Source organism: Ensifer sp. 2TAB8 (assembly GCF_052115125.1).
Lineage (GTDB): Bacteria > Pseudomonadota > Alphaproteobacteria > Rhizobiales > Rhizobiaceae > Ensifer.
In genome coordinates, this window is record NZ_JBFRGB010000001.1 from 711,372 (window position 1) to 729,855 (window position 18,484).

The following is an 18,484-nucleotide window of genomic DNA, read 5'->3' on the forward strand; positions in this document are numbered from 1 at the left end:
GCATGGTCACTGAGCCGCGCCGGCAATTGCGTTTTACTCCGCTTGCCGGCGGGTTCCTGACGAGCCTGCTTGTCGCCGTCGCTCTCTATCTCTTCGCCGAGCCGGTCTTCGAAACGCAGCGCGAGTTGTTCTTCGACAATCTGACACAATGGATCCCCGCGCCGCAGTCGCCTGATATCATTGTCGTCGACATCGACCGCCATGCCCACCAATCGCGCCCGTCCGGCGAATGGGACAGGACGGCAACCGCCGAGCTCCTGTCCCGGCTTGCGACGGCCGGTGCCAGGGCTGTGGCCGTCGACTTCGTCTTCAGCGCCGATTGCAATGCGACCAACGACGGCAATGCTGCCCTCGCCTCGGCACTCGGAAGCGTCCCCGTCATCCTCGGCTTTCTGGTTGCCGATACGGTGCAGGAGCGGCCACGTCCGGTACCGCCACTGGCCCTGAGCCGCCCCTTCTCTCCGCCCGAACTCTGGTTCCTCGACGGCGCTGAAACGTCCTGCGCCGCTTTCATGGAGCAGGCAAAGGCGGCTGTCGCTTCGTTTCTCGTTGGCGACGAGGACGCGCGGATCCGGCGGGTGCAAGCCTATGCCATCCTCGGCAACGACGCCTATCCGTCGCTGGCGATCGAGGCGGCGCGGTGGATGCGCGGGGCTGGTACGCCCATTCTCGGCGGCGCGCCCGCGTGGGTGCGCATCGACGGACAAGTAATTGCGCTCGACGAAACCGGCAGCCTGCGCTTCGTCGCGAGCGCTGCGGACCGGCTCGCAGCCCGCACGGTTTCGGCCGCTGACGTGCTCTCCGGCAAGGCGACGGCAGACCGGTTTGCAGGCAAACTCGTGCTGATCGGCAGCAGCCTGCCGAGCCTTGGGGGCCTGCGGCCCAGCGCCTCGATGCCGCTCGAACCCTCGGTGCAGATTCACGCCGATGTCGCCAACGCGATCCTGACCGGCTTCATACCGCAGCGCGACAGCCGGCTTCCGCTGGCCGAAGCCACCATGGCCCTCGTCGCCGGTCTTGGCATCGCCTTTGCGGCGGCACGCCTTCGGCCGCTGATATCGGCAGCCCTTGGCCTTATCGCCGTCGCCGCCGTCGTCGCGGCGGCGGCGGTCATCTATGACGTCAGCGGCTGGCTTATCGATGCGGTTAGCATTTCCGCCGCTCTTGTTACGGTTCTCGCGGTCACCAGCGTCCTGCAATTCGCCCGGGTGCGACGGGCCGAAGCGGCGGCACGGCAGAAGTTCTCGCAATACCTGCCGCAATCGGTCGTCGCCCGCTACATCGACAATCCCGGGCTTGCGCGCGTGGCCGGCGAGGAACGGCAGGTAACAGCGCTTTTCACCGATATCGAGAGCTTTTCCGCTCTGTCGCAAAGGCTGAAGCCGCGGGATCTCATTGCCCTGCTCGATGTCTACTTCGCCGAGGTCAACGCCCTGGTGGCGGCGCATGGCGGCATGGTCGACAAGGTGGTGGGCGATGCTGTGCATGCGTTTTTCAATGCTCCCGAGGATCTGCCGCAGCATGTCGACCGGGCCATCGATTGCGCGAAGGCGATCCACGCGTTGACGGAAGAGATGCGGCGGCGTCCGCAGTTTGCGGCCAATACCTTCGGCAGGACGAGGATCGGCGTCGAGACCGGACCGGCGGTCGTCGGTGAAGTCGGCGCCGGCGGCAAGCTCGACTACACCGCCCATGGAGACGCGATCAACCTGGCGGCCCGTCTGCAGGAGGCGAACAAGTTTCTCGGCACGGCGATCTGCGTCGGGCCTGCAGCCGCGGCGGAAAGCAAGCAGCCGCTTCGCCCGCTCGGCAGCCACGAAATCCGCGGCTTCTCAACGATGGAGTTGTTCACGGTTGCGGACTGAGGCGACGGCCACCGCCCGCGCTCACTGAAAGGCATGCCGGCTTTCGGGCTCCGTCAATTCAACGCGTCAGGCCAACGCTGGCATAGGCTTCCTTGATCCGCGCCTCGCCCCAGTTGACCGGCTCGCTCGGGGCATCACCCCGGTGATGGAATTCCACCCCCTGCCCCGCAGCGACGATCTTCGTCACGCCGCCGCGCGCGACCGTAACGCTTCCATGTTCGACGAAGACCGCAAAGGCGGCACGGCTCGGTCCGCAGAAGAATTTGGTGCCGCGCACACCGATCATACCGAAGGCGGTGCGCACGGCCACATCGACTTTCGGCAACCCCTCGGGCCGATCGAAGACCATGCGTCCTGTTCCAAGCTCGAGCGTTCCGCCCTGGTCAGCGATGAAGCTATCGACGAGGAGCTCGGTTTCGGCACCGAGGAGCACCCGGGTGTCCGTGCCAAGGTTCAAGGTCGCATAGCTGTCGACATTGGTGTGCACGCGATCGTTTTCGAAGAGCTCGCTACCGACGGCAAGCAGTTCGTCCTTTTTCGCCCGCTTTCGCCTTACGTCGCCACGCACCTCGGTTGCCTCGCCAAGGGCCGAACTTGCCCAGGACGGAGCGAGATGGCCGCCGACAGCCGCCAGCAACAGTCCGCCGACGACAACGCGGCGGCTCACCAGCATGTGGCGCAGTGGCGCTGCCAGATCTTCCATTGCCTCTCTCCCGTTTGAGCGGTGCCGCCATTCGAGGATAGCCCCGGCGCTCCCGGATGCAAGCGGCTCAAAAGCCTGCCCTCGGCGATCCCTCAGCACTTCGCCAGAGCTTTCGCCACCGGGCTGTTCCCGCCGGAACAGCTTTCCTCGACGGGCATGGATAAGTTCAGGTCCAAGAGAAGGGGAAAGCATCATGGAAAAGCGCAGCACATCCGGCACCCGCATCATCAACGCCCTCCTGCTGGCGATCGTCAGCCTGCTCGCGGTGGCCGCCATCGCCCTCCCCCCGGCGCGTGCTGCCGATCTCTCCGCTGCCGAAGTCTGCGACCGCGAGGCGGGCAGCATCTTCGACCTGCAGCGCAACCAGGCTTTCCCGGCCGTTTCCACCGAAGACATCCGGATTGGCGTCGCGCTGTCGGCCTGCCGCGAGGCCTATAATCAGAAGAGCGGCGCTCGCGCCGAATTCCAGCTGGCCCGCGTGCTCGACAAGGCCGGGCAGAAGACCCAGTCGCTGCGCATTCTCGGTGAAGCCGCCGAACACGGTCACGCATTGGCAATGACCAACTACGCCGTTCTCATGGGCGAACAGGGCGACACGGCGACCGAATTCTCGCTGAACCAGAAGGCCGCGGCCGCCGGCAACATTCTCGCCGCTTACAATCTCGGCGTTTCCTATCGCGACGGCATGGGCACGCCGATCAACGGCAAGCTGGCAATCGAATGGTTCGAGCGGGCATCGCTCGCCGGCGACGACGTCGCCGCCTTCAACCTCGCGGTCATTCTGGACGAAGGCAAGCTGGTGGCGGAAGACAACCGAAGGGCTGCCAAATTCTACCGGTTGGCCGCAGACCGCGGCAATGTCGACGCCATGGTCAACCTCGGCCTGATGCTGGAAAACGGTGAAGGTACTGCCAAGGATCTTCCCGCTGCCCATGCCATGTTCCGCAAGGCCGCCAAGGAGGGCGACGCCTTTGCCGGACAGAAGCTCGCGGAACTCACCGCCGACGAAACCTTCCAGACCGCCATGCTCGGCAAGACCAGCCGGATCATCAAGTAACTCCACACGCCTCCCAAGGGCCACGCGGGCCGGAGATCATCAGGATCTTCGGCCRCGTTTTCGTTTCGGATGGCGCAATTGCGGACGGAAAACCGCTTCGCACTTTTCCTGGAATTGCTTTAGCGGATCTCGCCCGCCTGCGGCCCCCAGGTATCGGTCAGTGCAAAGCCGTCGGCGAGCGGATCAAAGGGATCGAGTGCGACCTGGTGCAGGCCGAAGGTCCAGCCGCGGCCGGCAATGGTCGGGATGATCGCCTCACGGCCGGCAACCGTCGTCACACCTTCGAGGCCGACTTCGAACTCGGAGCCGATGATCGAGCGGGACTTCAGGACATCGCCGACCTTGACCTTGCCGCGCGCATGCAGCGTCGCGAGATTGGCCGAGCTGCCGGTGCCGCAGGGCGAGCGGTCGACACGGCCCGGCCACATGGTAGTGCAGGTGCGGATCGTGCCGTCGGCCTCGACATCACGGAACATGACGTAGGCGACGCCTTTGATCTCCGGGATTTCCGGATGAACGACGGGGATGGTGCGGTTGACGATGTCCTTCAGGATCATCCCGGCTTCGACGATCTCGCGGGCGTTCGCCTTGTCGATCGTGGTACCGATCTGGCCGACATCGACCAGGGCGTAGAAGATGCCGCCATAGCAGAGGTCTAGCTTGATCTTGCCCCACTTCGGCGTGTCGACTTCGACGTCGAGCTCATGCACGAAGGACGGCACCATCGTCAGCTTCACCTTTTCGCACCGGCCGTCGCGGCAGGTCGCGGTCGCCTTGACGAGGCCGGAGGCGGTGTCGAGCATGACGACGGTCTCGGGTTCCTTCATCTCGATGATGCCGGATTCCAAAAGCGCGGTCGTGACGCAGATCGAGTTCGAGCCGGACATGGCGTGCGCCTGATCGGCCTGCAGGATGATGAAGCCGGCATCGGCTTCCGGCCGCTTCGGCGGCACCAAGAGGTTGACCGAACCGATCGAACCGGACCGGGGCTCCAGGCACAGGAACCGGCGCAGGCTGTCATCGACCGTGTTGATGTGGTTGAGCTGCTCGGCGATCGAGTTGCCGGGGATCTTCGGCACGCCGCCGATCGCGACCTTGCCGATCTCACCCTCGCAATGAACGTCCAGCAACTGGATCGTGCGCTTCCACCGCATGCCGTTTCTCCAACTCGCTTGCCATCGCCCTGGTGGCGATCATGGCTGATATATCAGACGCGCTTGCATTACCGCTTTCCTCGATCCGCCGCAAGGAAAACCGCCGGACGCCGCCAGAGTCGCCCCAAAGTTGCCGCTTGACGCGCCACACGCCGCTGGACAGCTTGGGGCCACTCGCGACGCAACCTTCTGGATCTCCATGACAAAGCTGATCATCTTCACCGACCTACACATGGTGCCCCAAGGCACGACGATCATCGGGCTTGATCCCTACCAGCGCCTCGCCAACGGCATCGAGCACGTCAACCGCTACCATGCGGACGCCGAACGGGTGATTTTCACCGGCGACCTTACCCACTACGGCGATCGCATTTCCTACGAGCGACTGAAGCGGCTCGTCGATCAGCTCACGCCGCCGGTCGCCATCACCATCGGCAACCACGACCGGCGCGAGGTGTTCCTTGACGTCTTTACAGACGCAACGGCTGACGATCACGGTTTCGTGCAGCAGGCGATCGATTTCCCGGATTGCCGCGCCATCCTGCTCGATACGCTCTTTGCTCCTCCATATGACTACCCGACCAGCCATACGGGTCTTCTCTGCGCCAGGCGCCTTGCCTGGCTCGACCGGCAGCTTACTGAGGCCGGCGACAAGCCGGCGCTCATCTTCATGCACCACCCGCCGCATCGGACGGGCTTTACCGGAATGGACATGATCCGGCTCGCCAACGAGACGGAGTTCTACGATCTCGTCAAACGGCACGGCAACGTCCGTCACATCTTCGCCGGACATGTGCACCGCACGATCAACGGCTCCAGCCGTGGCATTCCTTTCTCGATCTTCAAGAGCCCGGTGCACCAGCAGCCGATGCCCTTCGACACGCCCGACACCTCTTTGTCCGTCGACGAACCGGCCGCCTACGGCATTGCCGTCGTGACGGATGATGGCGTGCTGGTGCATACGGAAGACTACGAGATTGCCCGCCGGGACGCCGCCATCGCGTAAGGGCCATTTCGGACCGCCGACCTTCATGCTAGTTTGCGGATATGACCGAACCCGTATCCCTCGACGAAACCTTCGACTGCCAGAGCTGCGGCGCCTGCTGCGCGTATTCGGCCGACTGGCCGCGCTTTTCGCTGGAGACGGACGAGGAGCTCGACCTGATCCCGGCTGAGTACGTGTCGGCCGATCTCGGCGGCATGCGCTGCGAGAACGATCGCTGCTCAGCACTCGGTGGCAAGCTCGGCGAACATGTCGGCTGCAAGATCTATGCGATCCGGCCGATCGTCTGCCGCACCTGCATGCCCGGCGACGATGAGTGCCTGATGGCCCGCGAGAAGCATTTCGGCAAGGCTGCCTGACATCGGATCATCCGGAGGATTCGCTAACATTCCGCATCCTCTGCAGCATTACATCCGCAGAACAGTGAAACATTCCGCCAAAGACAAAAAATGCCGGATGGATGTACGGCCGAAGGAAGCGTATTTTCCGCCCATGATCAGGGGCGCGCTGCGCCCTTAGAAACCGCTTCCCGGAGGATAGCGCTCGATGAGCCAGACACCGCTTCACAAGACCACTGCAGAGACCGGCGCGCCGCAGGCTCCTTTCGCCGAGTTCGCTCCGCCGGTGCGCCCGCAGAGCACGCTTCGCCAGGCCATCACCGCCGCCTACCGCAGGCCGGAAACGGAGGCGCTGCCGGCACTCGTCGAAGCCGCGACGCTGGACGCCAAGACCCGGGAGGCGGCCGCCAAGACCGCCCGCAAGCTGATCGAGGCGCTGCGCGCCAAGCACAAGGGCTCCGGCGTCGAAGGCCTCGTACAGGAATATTCGCTTTCGAGCCAGGAAGGCGTGGCGCTGATGTGCCTTGCCGAAGCGCTGCTGCGCATTCCGGACACCGCGACCCGTGACGCGCTGATCCGCGACAAGATCGCCGACGGCGACTGGAAGTCGCATATCGGCGGCGGCCGCTCGCTGTTCGTCAACGCCGCCACCTGGGGCCTCGTCGTTACCGGCAAGCTGACTTCCACCGTCAACGACCGCAGCCTTTCCGCCGCGCTCACCCGCCTGATCGCCCGTTGCGGCGAACCGGTCATCCGCCGCGGCGTCGACATGGCGATGCGCATGATGGGCGAACAGTTCGTCACCGGCGAAACCATCGACGAGGCGCTGCGCCGGTCGCGCGCGCTCGAGCAGAAGGGCTTCCGCTATTCCTACGACATGCTCGGCGAAGCGGCGACCACAGCCGCCGACGCGGAGCGCTACTACCGCGACTACGAGCAGGCGATCCATGCGATCGGCAAGGCATCGGCCGGCCGCGGCATCTATGAAGGCCCCGGCATCTCGATCAAGCTTTCGGCCCTGCACCCGCGCTACGCCCGTTCGCAGGCCTCGCGCGTCATGGAAGAGCTGCTGCCGAAGGTGAAGGCGCTCGCCGTCATCGCCAAGAAGTACGACATCGGCCTCAACATCGACGCCGAGGAAGCCGACCGTCTCGAACTTTCGCTCGACCTGCTCGAAGAACTCTGCCTCGACAAGGATCTGGCCGGTTGGGCCGGCATGGGCTTCGTTGTCCAGGCCTATGGCAAGCGCTGCCCCTACGTGCTCGACTTCATCATCGACCTTGCCCGTCGCGCCGAACGCCGCGTCATGGTGCGCCTCGTCAAGGGCGCCTATTGGGATGCCGAGATCAAGCGCGCCCAGCTCGACGGTCTCGAAGACTTCCCGGTCTATACCCGCAAGATCTACACCGACGTTTCCTACATCGCCTGCGCCAAGAAGCTGCTGGCCGCGACCGACGTGATCTTCCCGCAGTTTGCGACCCACAACGCGCAGTCGCTGGCAACCATCTACGAAATGGCCGGCAAGGACTTCAAGGTCGGAAAGTACGAGTTCCAGTGCCTGCACGGCATGGGCGAGCCGCTCTATGACGAAGTGGTCGGCAAGGGCAACCTCGACCGTCCCTGCCGCATCTATGCGCCTGTCGGTACGCACGAAACCCTGCTTGCCTATCTGGTTCGCCGCCTGCTCGAAAACGGCGCGAATTCCTCCTTCGTCAACCGCATCGCCGACCCGAAGGTATCGGTCGACGAACTGATTGCAGATCCGGTCGAGATCGTGCGCGCCATGCCCGTTGTCGGTGCGCCACACGACCAGATCGCGCTGCCCGACAACCTGTTCGGTGACACGCGACGCAATTCGGCCGGTCTCGACCTTTCGAACGAAGCGGGCCTGACCTCGCTGACAGCAGCGCTGCAGGCGAGCGCTACGGTCGACTGGAAGGCCGTTCCGCAGCTGGCAACGGGCCCCGCCTCCGGCGAAACCCGCGCCGTCGTCAACCCCGGCGATCATCGTGACGTGGTCGGCTCGGTCACTGAGGCTTCGGAAGCCGACGCCCGCCAGGCAGCGAACCTTGCCGCCAAGGCCGCCGCAAGCTGGGCCGCCGTCTCGCCGGCCGAGCGCGCCGCCTGCCTGGCGCGTGCGGCCGACCTGATGCAGGCGCGCATGCCAACGCTGCTCGGCCTCATCGCCCGCGAAGCCGGCAAGTCGCTGCCGAACGCCATTGCCGAAGTGCGCGAAGCGATCGACTTCCTGCGCTACTACGCCGAACAGACGCGCCGCACGCTCGGCCCGGCCCACAAGGCGCTTGGGCCCATCGTCTGCATCAGCCCGTGGAACTTCCCGCTGGCGATCTTCACCGGGCAGATTGCCGCGGCGTTGGTTGCCGGCAACCCGGTGCTGGCAAAGCCCGCGGAAGAAACTCCGTTGATCGCCGCCGAAGGTGTGCGCATCCTGCACGAGGCCGGCGTTCCCGCCGACGCGCTGCAGTTGCTTCCCGGTGACGGCCGCATCGGCGCAGCGTTGGTGGCGGCACCTGAGATCGCCGGCGTGATGTTCACCGGCTCGACCGAAGTCGCCCGCCTGATCCAGGCCCAGCTTGCCGACCGGCTTTCGCCCGCCGGCCGGCCAATCCCGCTGATCGCCGAGACCGGCGGCCAGAACGCCATGATCGTCGACAGCTCGGCGCTTGCCGAACAGGTCGTCGGCGACGTCATCGCCTCGGCCTTCGACAGCGCCGGCCAGCGCTGCTCGGCGCTGCGTGTGCTCTGCCTGCAGGAAGACGTTGCCGACCGCACGCTTTCGATGCTGAAGGGTGCGCTGCATGAGCTCAGGATCGGCCGCACCGACCGGCTCTCGGTCGATGTCGGCCCGGTCATCACCGCTGAGGCCAAGGGCATCATCGAGAAGCACATCGACGCCATGCGTGGCCTTGGCCGCAAGGTCGAGCAGATCGGCCTTGCCTCCGGCACCGAACAGGGCACCTTCGTGCCGCCGACGATCATCGAGCTCGACAAGCTCTCCGACTTGAAGCGCGAAGTCTTCGGTCCGGTGCTGCACGTCATCCGCTACCGCCGCGACGATCTCGACCGGTTGATCGACGACATCAATGCCACCGGCTACGGCCTCACCTTCGGCCTCCACACGCGTCTTGACGAGACGATCGCCCACGTCACCTCGCGGGTGAAGGCAGGTAATCTCTATGTCAACCGCAACGTCATCGGCGCTGTCGTCGGCGTCCAACCCTTCGGTGGACGTGGCCTCTCCGGCACCGGCCCGAAGGCCGGCGGTCCGCTCTATCTCGGTCGCCTCGTCGCCACCGCCCCGGTGCCGCCGCAGCACAGCTCGGTTCACACCGATCCGGCGCTGCTCGACTTCGCCAAGTGGCTCGACGGCAAGGGCGCCAAGACTGAGGCCGAAGCCGCCCGCACCGCCGGCAGCAATTCGGCCCTCGGCCTGCACTCGGAACTTCCCGGCCCTGTCGGTGAACGCAACCTCTATGCGCTGCATCCGCGTGGCCGCGTGCTCCTGGTTCCGGCGACGGAAGCCGGCCTCTACCGCCAGCTGGGTACTGCCCTCGCCACCGGCAACACCGTCGTCGTCGACGCCGCTTCCGGCCTGCAGACGTCGCTGAAGGATATGCCGGCCAGCGTCTCCGCGCGGCTTTCCTGGTCGAAGGACTGGGCGGCAGACGGTCCGTTCGCAGGCGCGCTCGTCGAAGGTGATGGCGCCCGCGTGCGCGAGGTCAGCAAGGCGATCGCCGGCCTGCCGGGTCCGCTCGTCCTCGTCCAGGCAGCTTCGACCGAAGAGATCGGCAAGAACCCCGACGCCTATTGCCTGAACTGGCTGCTCGAGGAGGTCTCGACCTCGATCAACACGGCCGCTGCCGGCGGCAATGCCAGCCTGATGGCGATCGGCTAGAGCCGCAGCTCGACGAGCGCCGCCCTCCCGGTTCAGGAGAGCGCACTGGATGTTCTCCTCTCCCCCACTCTTGGTGGGGGCGAGGCACTCACCCACGCCACCTCATCTCTGTGCCCCGTCACCGGGACCAGCCGCGCCGCGTCGGCGGCGCAAAAGAATATCTCAACAAGAAACAGTCTTCTCACGGCGCAGACGCGCCGCCACCGTCATTCCTGTGACAGGCACAGGAATGACGGTGGAAGCACGCGGCCTTTTACAGCGCCGCACCAAAACCGGCACCCGCACCGATCCAAACCATTGTGGCGCCGCCCCCGACAATCCGTTATCAGCGTCTGAAAAACGGAAGCAGCCATGTTCACCCTCAAGCGCATCGAAACGGCAAGCCAGGACGTCAAGAAGAGCCGCTTTCTGGCCTTCGCCGCGCCCATTGCCGATGAACAAGCGGCAAAGGATTTCCTCGCCTCCCATTCCGATGCCACCGCCAACCACAATTGCTGGGCATGGCGCATAGGCCAGGCCTATCGCTTCAGCGACGATGGCGAACCGAGCGGTACCGCCGGCAAGCCGATCCTCGCTGCCATAGACGGCCAGGAACTCGACCGCGTCGCGGTCGTGGTCACTCGCTGGTTCGGCGGTATCCTGCTCGGCAGCGGCGGCCTTGTGCGCGCCTATGGCGGTACGGCAGCGCTATGCCTGCGGGCGGCGGAAAAGATCGAGATGATCGAAACCGTGCGCGCCACCGTCGCCCTCGACTTTTCCGACATGGCGCTGATCAAGGCGCGGCTTCTTGCCCGGGACGTGACCATTGTCGGCGAGAGCTTCACGGACAAAGGCCCGGTTCTGACCGTGGACCTGCGCAAAGACGAGGCCGAGGCGATCCTCGCCATGGTCGTCGATCTCAGCCGCGGCAAGGCCGTGGTTTCGCTGGACGACTAACTCCTCCGTCAACCAAACCCCGCAGGTCTTCACCCACACCGAACGCGCCCAGCACAAAGGAGCGCCAGCGAAAAGTGTGCGCGGTTTACTGCGCCCTGCCCTGCTCTAATTTACTCGACCAAGCTCGTCATACTAGAACCGCTCCACCCAGCGTATGCTCGATGACGCACAACAGGAGACAGCACCATGAAGACGAGAGTTCTTGGCAAGACCGGCGCAACCATTTCCGAGATCGGCTTCGGCGCCTGGCAGATCGGCGGCTCCTGGGGCGATGTCAGCGAGGCGGACGGCAAGCGTGCGCTCAATGCCGCACTCGATGCCGGCGTGACTTTCGTCGACACCGCCGACGTTTACGGCGACGGCCGCTCCGAGAAGATCATCGCGGCGGTGCTGAAGGAGCGCGGTGGCGACAAGCCTTTCGTCGCGACCAAGGCGGGCCGCCGGCTCAGCCCGCATGTGACCGAAGGCTATACGGGCCAAAACATCGAAGCGTTCATCGACCGCAGCCTTGCCAATCTCGGTGTCGAGGCGCTCGACCTGGTGCAGCTGCATTGCCCGCCGACCGAGGTCTATTACCGGCCGGAGCTGTTCGGCGCGCTCGACCGGCTCGTCGCCAAGGGCAAGATCCGCCACTACGGCGTCTCGGTCGAAAAGGTCGAGGAAGCGCTGAAGGCGATCGAATATCCTGGCGTTGCGACCGTGCAGATCATCTACAACATCTTCCGCCAGCGCCCGCACGAACTGTTCTTCGCGGAAGCGCAAAAGAAGAATGTCGGCGTCATCGTGCGGGTACCGCTCGCCTCCGGCCTGCTCTCCGGCAAGATCAACCGGGAAACCGCGTTTGCTGCCGACGATCACCGCAACTTCAACCGGCACGGCGAAGCCTTCGATGTCGGCGAGACCTTTGCCGGCGTACCCTTCGACGCGGCGCTGGAAGCCGTCGAGCAGCTTCGTCCGCTGGTGCCCACGGGCGTGCCGATGGCGCAGTTCGCACTGCGCTGGATCCTCGAGCAGCACGCGGTTTCGGTGGTGATCCCCGGCGCTCGCAATGAGGCGCAGGCCCAATCGAACGCGGCCGCCAGCGCCCTTGGCGCTATCGAACGCGAAACCAAGGCCGCAATCGCCAAGGTTTACGAGCGGCTGGTGAAGGTTCATGTTCATCACCGCTGGTAACTGACGCCAGCGCCCGCGGGCGCTGGACCAAGGGAGGCGCAGCCATGACGGATCCCTTCGAGCTGCAACGTTTCGTCGAAGCCCAGGACCGCGTCTATGTCGCGGTTCTGGACGAGCTCGGCCGCGGCAGCAAACGGACGCACTGGATGTGGTTCGTCTTCCCGCAGATTGCCGGCCTCGGCCACTCGCCGATGGCACAACGCTACGCAATCTCCGGCCTTGACGAAGCGCGGGCCTATCTCGCCCATCCGCTTCTGGGGCCACGGCTTCGGCAATGCACAGAGCTCGTCAATTCGGTTTCAGGGAAGTCGGCGCACGACATCTTCGCAAGCCCCGACGACATGAAGTTCCGGTCGTCGATGACCTTGTTTGCCGAGGTCGACGAAGCGGGGCGCCTGTTCGAGCAGGCGCTAGGGAATTACTTCGAGGGAGAGAGAGATCGGCGCACTCTGGACATACTGGCGCATCGGCAGTGATGTCGAGCGCATTGGCGCTGGCGGAACGCCGTCTGGCGACCGTCAGAGATTGGGCGTCGAATTGACCAGGAAGAACAAGATCGTGAAGGCACAAATCGAAAGGCCAGCAACGATCACCAGCAGTTCTTTCATCATGTAGCGATACATCCGGCACCTCCTTTCCTTCAATGGCCGCGATATCACCCTGAATATAGGAATTCATTGGGCCAATTTTCAGATACAGGCGTCAAAAGTTCGTGAAGGCGCTCCCGCCTTTTTGTGATCCGGAACTCCCTCCTCCAACGGCTCCGAGACGGGTTCGACGCCTCCACGACCTCTGTAAATTATGCTATACTAATATATATTCCTTGTCACCTAACCACTTCGGGGCATTGAACAATTGCCTTTCGGCCTGCCGGCGCGGAGGCTCTGCCCCGCCGCAAAGATCGGCGCGTCATCCGATCAAGCCTTCTAGCGTTCGAAGTAGACGATCATCCGCAAATGACGGTGCTCGTCGACGAGCAGCGTCTCATGCGCGAAGTCCTGGCGCGCACCTTGTGCGTCCAGGACGGAGCCGAGGCCGCGGCCGTAGCGATCCATGCCGGGCTGTTCCATCCACTTGCGAAACTCATGGGAAAGCGTCTTCAGTTCGTCGATCAGGGTAAGCATGGCGGGATCATCCGGGGCGGTGGCCAGGTCGGCACGGAACTGGGCAAGCAATCTCGGCGCATCCTCCTGCCATGCGGGCAGCCGATGGCGCATGTCGGGATCGGCGAAAACCAGCCGCATGACGTTGCGATCGTCTTTGTCGCGGCCTGAAAAGCCGAACAGGCCGTCGGCCGCTCGGTTCCACGCGATCACATCCCAGCGCAGGTTGAGTACATAGGCGGGGCGCGCGACCAGATCGTCCAGCAGCTGCTGGATCCGCGGCCCGACGGAAGGCCATTGGTAGGCCTCGGGTCGCGGCGGACGGCCATGGGCAAGCAGGAAAAGGCGGCTGCACTCCGCGTCATCTAGCCTCAGCGCTTTCGAGACCTTGAGGAGGAAGCTCTCCGAGACCTGAATGTCGCGGCCCTGCTCAAACCAGACGTACCAGGTGAGCCCGACACCGGCGAGCTGCGCCACCTCCTCGCGCCGCAATCCCGGTGTGCGGCGGCCGCCTGTTATCGGAAGCCCGACGTCGCTCGGCGTGAGCTTTGCCCTGTGCCGGACCAGGAAGTCGGAGAGATCGCTTCGCGTGCGTGCAAGGGTTCGACCAGACAAGATAGTGCCCTCAGTAACAGGATAATAAGCAATATTGTAACAGTCTAGATCGTGCATCAATTGTCTCCCTCCCACAAGGAGGTGATGATGTCCGACAGCAATATCGATCTACACGAACGCCAGACTGCCACGAGCGGCACACGGCCTGACGTGAACAGGGCGAGCCTACGTGAATGGATGGGGCTGGCACTTCTTTCCCTGCCCACTGCGCTGCTCGGGCTTGACCTGACGCTTCTGCACCTCGCGCTTCCGGCGCTGGCGGCAGATTTGCGCCCCTCCAGTACAGAGGCGCTCTGGATCATGGATGCCTATGGCTTCATGATCGCCGGCTTCCTCATCACCATGGGTACGCTCGGCGACCGCATCGGTCGGCGCAGGCTGTTGATGGTCGGCGCATCGGCCTTTGCTGTCACCTCGATCTTTGCTGCCTTTTCGAGCAGCCCCGTCATGCTGATCGCTGCCCGCGCAGCGCTCGGCGTGTCGGCGGCAACACTCATGCCCTCGACGCTCGCGCTCATCAGCAACATCTTCAGGGATCCCCGGCAGCGCGCGCTTGGTTTCGGCATTTGGGCCACCATGTTCGGCGTGGGCTACGCGTTGGGGCCGGTTGTCGGCGGCGTTCTGCTGGAGCTTTTTTGGTGGGGTGCGGCGTTTCTCATTGCCGTTCCGATCGTCCTGCTCTTGCTGATCCTCGGCCCGTTCCTGCTCCCGGAGTATCGCGCTGCCAATAGCGAGAAGCTCGACCTCGCGAGCGTCGCCCTGTCGCTCGCCGCCATGCTGCCGGTGATCTACGGCATCAAACAGATCGCCAAATACGGCTTCGCGGCCGACGCGCTGACCGCAATTGCGGTCGGGCTCGCCGTCGCGATCCTCTTCATCCACCGGCAACGGCGGTTGAGCGATCCGCTGCTCGATATCACGCTGTTTTCCAGCAGAGCCCTTTGCGTGGCCCTGATCATCCTCCTGATCGGACTTGTCGCCGTCGGCGGCGCCATGCTGCTCGTTGCACAATATCTCCAGCTTGTGGCGGGATACGCGCCATTCGGCGCGGGGCTGTGGATGGGGCTCGCAGCCTTGGGCATGATCGCGGGCGGGGTTGCGGCACCGCTGGTCGCTCGCCATTTCCGGCCGGGTCATGTGGTCGCCGCCTCGCTCGCCCTCTCCGCGGTCGGCTACCTGCTGATGGCAACCATCGGCGGTGACACGTCGTTTGGTGTCGCCTTGGCCGTTGCCGGGCTCACACTTGCCTATTTCGGCAACGGCACCATTGCCGCGCTCGGCACCGACCTCGTCGTCGGCTCCGCACCGCCGGAGAAGGCGGGCTCCGCCTCGGCGATGACCGAAACCGTGCAGGATCTCGGCATTTCACTCGGCATCGCCATCCTCGGCAGCATCTCGACTGCCATCTATCGCCATTCGATTGCGCGCAGCGCCCCGGACAACATCGGCCCGGCAGCCCATGAGGCCGTCAGCGACAGCCTGTGGGGCGCCCTGGCAGTGCGAGCGGAGGTGCCGGCAATCCTCATCGAGGATGCCCGGGCCGCCTTCGTGACGGGCTTCAACACCGCAGCCATCCTCAGCACTATCGCCGTGACCATGCTTGCGGTCCTTTCGGCCCTAGCGCTACGTCATATCAAGAAACTCGAGCCGTCATCCGAGTGAGGCGAGATCGCGGGCCGCGCCGTGGCGATTCGGCTTCGCACCCGTGCAGCCGAACGACTGTGGATTCCTAGCCACCACAAGCCGCAAGGCGATATAGCAGCAGCCTGCGGCCGGACGTACGGCCCACCCCGGGGGGAACAGCTAGAGCTTTCGAGATGACAGCAACGGGACTTCAGTCCAAGGTCCACGCCTAGAACGAATTTGGTGATGCAATGCCTTTTGCGATCAGCATCAAATGTATCAACGCGACCGCAGTCCCGATCATGGCCCTGTGGGATGAGGCAAGCGGGTTCGAAGAAGCCGCCTCGATGTCGGGATTGCGGTACCCTCCACACCTCACGCCCGCCGTTCTTGACAAGGAGCCAGAGAACGCGAGCGAGATATTCAAAGAGGTTTTCGCGGGTCAGTCACCGCTGTCCATTTCTTTCGAAAGCGTGAGCTACTTCGAAAACGAATACCTAGTTCTCTGGGCACGGCCAAGCCACGTCGATGCGCTCTTCAACTTGCATGCAAGCTTGCATCGGCACTTGGATCCCGGCGCTTGTCATGAACATTACCGCGTAGGGCAATGGGTGCCGCACTGTAGCCTAGCGACAAAAATTCCACCACCTCGGCGTCAGCAGGCGATGGAATGGGCGCAACAGAAACGTCTTGCTGTATCGGTGGACTTCGAGGTCGCAGACCTCGTTCGGTTTCCACCCGTTGTTGTCAGGCGGGAATGTAAATTGCGGGCTTAGCAGGAAGGTCAGCCAATATTCGCCGCCAAGGGCGCTTTGCGACGCGCAAAGAAGACAACCGATACGACCCAAACAGGAGTCAGCATTGGCGGCTATCGTTCATTGAACTTAATCGAAGAAGCAGCCGCAATTCGCGGCTTTTATTTCAGTTCTTCTAGGAAATAATCAGCCTCGACTTGAGGCTTGAAGAAGAATGGCGCACCCGAAGAGATTCGAACTCCTGACCCCCAGATTCGTAGTCTGGTGCTCTATCCAGCTGAGCTACGGGTGCTTTCGCCTGCAGCGGTCAAACCGCTTGCGTGAGCGGTTCTCTAAAGGGTCCTTTCGGGGATTGCAAGCGCCGTTCTGGAAAAAATTTCATTTTTACGACGATGGCACGGCTGACTGTGGACAGTCGCGACGACGGCGGTGCAGCAACGCCCTGAAAAGCAGGGCGTTGCGCAGTGGAAGCGTCTTCAGAAAAAATTTGGCGGCTGCGGCGGCCCTAGCGGCTGCCCGCTTCACAGGTCGGATTTCCCGTCCGCTACTGGCGAAACTTCGAGCGGAACGCGTCGAGAGGCACGGGCCGGTCAGGGAGTTCGATGCGGAAAAGCGTGCCGGGGGTCGGCTTTTCGACAAGGGCGATCGTGCCGCCATGGGCAAGCACCAGTTCGCGGGCGATCGCAAGGCCAAGGCCCGTGCCCCCGGAACGGGCCGAACCGCGGAAGGCGGCGAACAGGTTTTCCCGCGCCTTGGGCGGCATGCCGGGGCCGGTATCGTCGACGGAGATGGTGACGACGCTGCCGATGCGCATGGCCGACACCGTGAGCAGCCGGGGGCGGCCGTCCTCCGGCTCGTGATTGGTCAGGGCCTGGACGGCATTGCGGCAGATATTGTGCACAACCCGGAACAGTTGCTCGCTGTCCGCATCGACCTCGATGTCGTCCTGCATCTGGATCTGGAAATCGATGCCCGCCTGGGGGTCGATCGCCAGCAGTTCGGCGACATCGGAAACGAGCGGCTTCAATGCCACGAAGCGGCGGTGCGGCTCGGCCTCGGTGGTACGGCCATAGGAGAGGACCTCGCGCGTATACCCGACCGCCCGGTCGATGGTACGCAGCAGGGTCGGAGCGAAGCGCTTGACTACCGGGTCGTCCACGTCGGCCAGACGGTCGGAGATCAGCTGTGCCGACGACAGGATGTTGCGCATGTCGTGGTTGATCTTCGACACCGCAAGGCCAAGTTCGGCAAGGCTCTTCTGCTGCTTCAGCGTCTTCTGCAGTTCGCGCTGCATGCTGGCGAGATGCTGGCCGGCGACGGCAAGTTCGTCGCGCCCCTCCGGCGGCACCAGCACCCGAGCCGGATCGGCCGGGTCGTCGGAAAACTCCTGCATGCTTGCCGTCATGCGCCGAATGGGCGTGATCAGCATGCGGTTGATGGCGAGAAAGATCAGCGCCGCGGTAATCAGCGAAATGACAAGCGACAGGGCAAATACGTTGCGCGAATAGACGAGCATCGCCTTGCGCAGGCTCGCATCCTTCATCAGGAGCTCGATCGTCGCATCGCTTTCCCCGAGCGGTCCATAGACGCGGATCACGCGATCGCCGCCAAAGAGCAGGGTATCGAAGGCATCGCGGATGGCGCCAATGGCGGTGGCATTGGCGACGTCGTACTCGCCCTTGATCTCGAGCGGCATGTCGGTGAGCGCGATCATGCGCGACGCGTCCTTGCGGCGGATAACGATCGCCTTGGTGCCGGTCGCCATCAGCGTGTCCTTCTGGACGCTGCGCGGCAACTCGACATTCTGCAGGCCGTCGACGACGACGGCAGCGGCAGCGGCCGTGTTCAGCCGATCCTCAAGCCAGCGAATGCGCATGGTCGCCACGGACGGCGCAAAGATCAGCACTTCCGCGAGCATGACGAAGACGATGGTCAACAGGAGCAGCTTGCCGGAAAGGCCCCGGAAGAACCCCGCGCTCGTCTTCAGTGGCTCGCTTGCCGTTGCCGGACGCGTCTCTTCCGCCATGCCTTACAAACTTCCCTGCCCGTCGATCAAAACGCCCGAGTCCCTACACAAGCGCCCGAGCCAACGGGCTTCGTGTGAAGGGCGCATAATAGGAGATGCCGAATTGTTTTCCAATCTCGGAGGGAGCCGCCCGGGTGCGACATAGGCGCGGACGTCTTTCGGGGTCGCGCCATTGGCAATCGCTGAGAACCACATCCCGATCAACTCTCTCCCCTCG

General features: G+C 63.9%; 14 protein-coding genes, 1 tRNA gene and 1 pseudogene. 11 read left to right on the plus strand and 5 right to left on the minus strand.

What is annotated here, in order from left to right; translation table 11 throughout:
* Nucleotides 1-2: 2 nt before the first annotated feature.
* Nucleotides 3-1,865, plus strand: a complete 1,863-nt coding sequence (locus AB4Z53_RS03545) for a CHASE2 domain-containing protein (protein WP_441594734.1) — start codon at nucleotides 3-5, stop codon at nucleotides 1,863-1,865.
* 58 nt (nucleotides 1,866-1,923) lie between these two features.
* Here the strand turns inward: AB4Z53_RS03545 and AB4Z53_RS03550 are convergent, their stop codons facing one another.
* Complete coding sequence (locus AB4Z53_RS03550; RefSeq protein ID WP_441595222.1) at nucleotides 1,924-2,547, minus strand: FecR family protein; 624 nt, start codon at nucleotides 2,545-2,547, stop codon at nucleotides 1,924-1,926.
* 214 nt (nucleotides 2,548-2,761) lie between these two features.
* On the opposite strand from AB4Z53_RS03550, the pseudogene AB4Z53_RS03555 reads away from it, so the two are divergent.
* Both AB4Z53_RS03555 and AB4Z53_RS03560 read left to right on the plus strand, forming a co-directional pair.
* Nucleotides 2,762-3,307 (plus strand): annotated as a pseudogene (locus tag AB4Z53_RS03555) (sel1 repeat family protein); the annotation flags it as partial.
* Nucleotides 3,284-3,625 (plus strand): tetratricopeptide repeat protein, encoded by a 342-nt coding sequence (locus tag AB4Z53_RS03560; RefSeq protein WP_441595223.1) that lies wholly within the window; start codon nucleotides 3,284-3,286, stop codon nucleotides 3,623-3,625. The pseudogene AB4Z53_RS03555 and the gene AB4Z53_RS03560, both read left to right, overlap by 24 nt.
* 119 nt (nucleotides 3,626-3,744) lie before the next feature.
* Here AB4Z53_RS03560 and AB4Z53_RS03565 read toward each other — a convergent pair whose 3' ends face one another.
* Nucleotides 3,745-4,779: a proline racemase family protein gene (locus AB4Z53_RS03565; RefSeq protein ID WP_034797259.1), complete on the minus strand. Its 1,035-nt coding sequence runs from the start codon at nucleotides 4,777-4,779 to the stop codon at nucleotides 3,745-3,747.
* Between the two features lie 199 nt (nucleotides 4,780-4,978).
* Between AB4Z53_RS03565 and spdA the strand changes: the two genes are divergently transcribed.
* The 6 genes from spdA (at nucleotide 4,979) to AB4Z53_RS03595 (ending at nucleotide 12,621) form a co-directional block, all read left to right on the plus strand.
* Complete coding sequence (gene spdA / locus AB4Z53_RS03570) at nucleotides 4,979-5,785, plus strand: 2', 3'cyclic nucleotide phosphodiesterase SpdA (protein ID WP_441594736.1); 807 nt, start codon at nucleotides 4,979-4,981, stop codon at nucleotides 5,783-5,785.
* A gap of 41 nt (nucleotides 5,786-5,826) precedes the next feature.
* On the plus strand, nucleotides 5,827-6,141 hold the full coding sequence (locus AB4Z53_RS03575; protein WP_113536568.1) for a YkgJ family cysteine cluster protein: 315 nt from the start codon (nucleotides 5,827-5,829) through the stop codon (nucleotides 6,139-6,141).
* Nucleotides 6,142-6,328: 187 nt separating this feature from the next.
* Complete coding sequence (putA, locus tag AB4Z53_RS03580; RefSeq protein ID WP_441594739.1) at nucleotides 6,329-10,036, plus strand: trifunctional transcriptional regulator/proline dehydrogenase/L-glutamate gamma-semialdehyde dehydrogenase; 3,708 nt, start codon at nucleotides 6,329-6,331, stop codon at nucleotides 10,034-10,036.
* 351 nt (nucleotides 10,037-10,387) lie between these two features.
* A complete protein-coding gene (locus AB4Z53_RS03585) occupies nucleotides 10,388-10,972 on the plus strand; it encodes an IMPACT family protein (RefSeq protein WP_441594741.1) in 585 nt (194 codons plus the stop codon).
* Nucleotides 10,973-11,158: 186 nt separating this feature from the next.
* Nucleotides 11,159-12,145, plus strand: coding sequence for an aldo/keto reductase (locus AB4Z53_RS03590; RefSeq protein WP_113536571.1), 987 nt, complete (start codon nucleotides 11,159-11,161; stop codon nucleotides 12,143-12,145).
* A gap of 44 nt (nucleotides 12,146-12,189) precedes the next feature.
* Nucleotides 12,190-12,621, plus strand: a complete 432-nt coding sequence (locus tag AB4Z53_RS03595) for a DUF1810 domain-containing protein (RefSeq protein ID WP_113536572.1) — start codon at nucleotides 12,190-12,192, stop codon at nucleotides 12,619-12,621.
* A gap of 450 nt (nucleotides 12,622-13,071) precedes the next feature.
* Here the strand turns inward: AB4Z53_RS03595 and AB4Z53_RS03600 are convergent, their stop codons facing one another.
* Nucleotides 13,072-13,920 (minus strand): helix-turn-helix transcriptional regulator, encoded by an 849-nt coding sequence (locus AB4Z53_RS03600; protein WP_291148563.1) that lies wholly within the window; start codon nucleotides 13,918-13,920, stop codon nucleotides 13,072-13,074.
* A gap of 30 nt (nucleotides 13,921-13,950) precedes the next feature.
* Between AB4Z53_RS03600 and AB4Z53_RS03605 the strand changes: the two genes are divergently transcribed.
* Together AB4Z53_RS03605 and AB4Z53_RS03610 are read left to right on the plus strand one after the other, a co-directional pair.
* Nucleotides 13,951-15,525 carry an MFS transporter gene (locus AB4Z53_RS03605; RefSeq protein ID WP_291148560.1) on the plus strand — a complete coding sequence of 525 codons (1,575 nt, stop codon included), beginning with the start codon at nucleotides 13,951-13,953 and terminating at the stop codon, nucleotides 15,523-15,525.
* A 308-nt stretch (nucleotides 15,526-15,833) separates the two neighbouring features.
* A complete protein-coding gene (locus tag AB4Z53_RS03610) occupies nucleotides 15,834-16,262 on the plus strand; it encodes a 2'-5' RNA ligase family protein (protein ID WP_441595224.1) in 429 nt (142 codons plus the stop codon).
* A gap of 194 nt (nucleotides 16,263-16,456) precedes the next feature.
* On the opposite strand, the gene AB4Z53_RS03615 is transcribed toward AB4Z53_RS03610, so the two are convergent.
* Nucleotides 16,457-16,533: transfer RNA gene (locus AB4Z53_RS03615), tRNA-Arg, on the minus strand.
* A gap of 252 nt (nucleotides 16,534-16,785) precedes the next feature.
* Nucleotides 16,786-18,267: a sensor histidine kinase gene (locus AB4Z53_RS03620; protein WP_113536576.1), complete on the minus strand. Its 1,482-nt coding sequence runs from the start codon at nucleotides 18,265-18,267 to the stop codon at nucleotides 16,786-16,788.
* Nucleotides 18,268-18,484 lie beyond the last annotated feature (217 nt).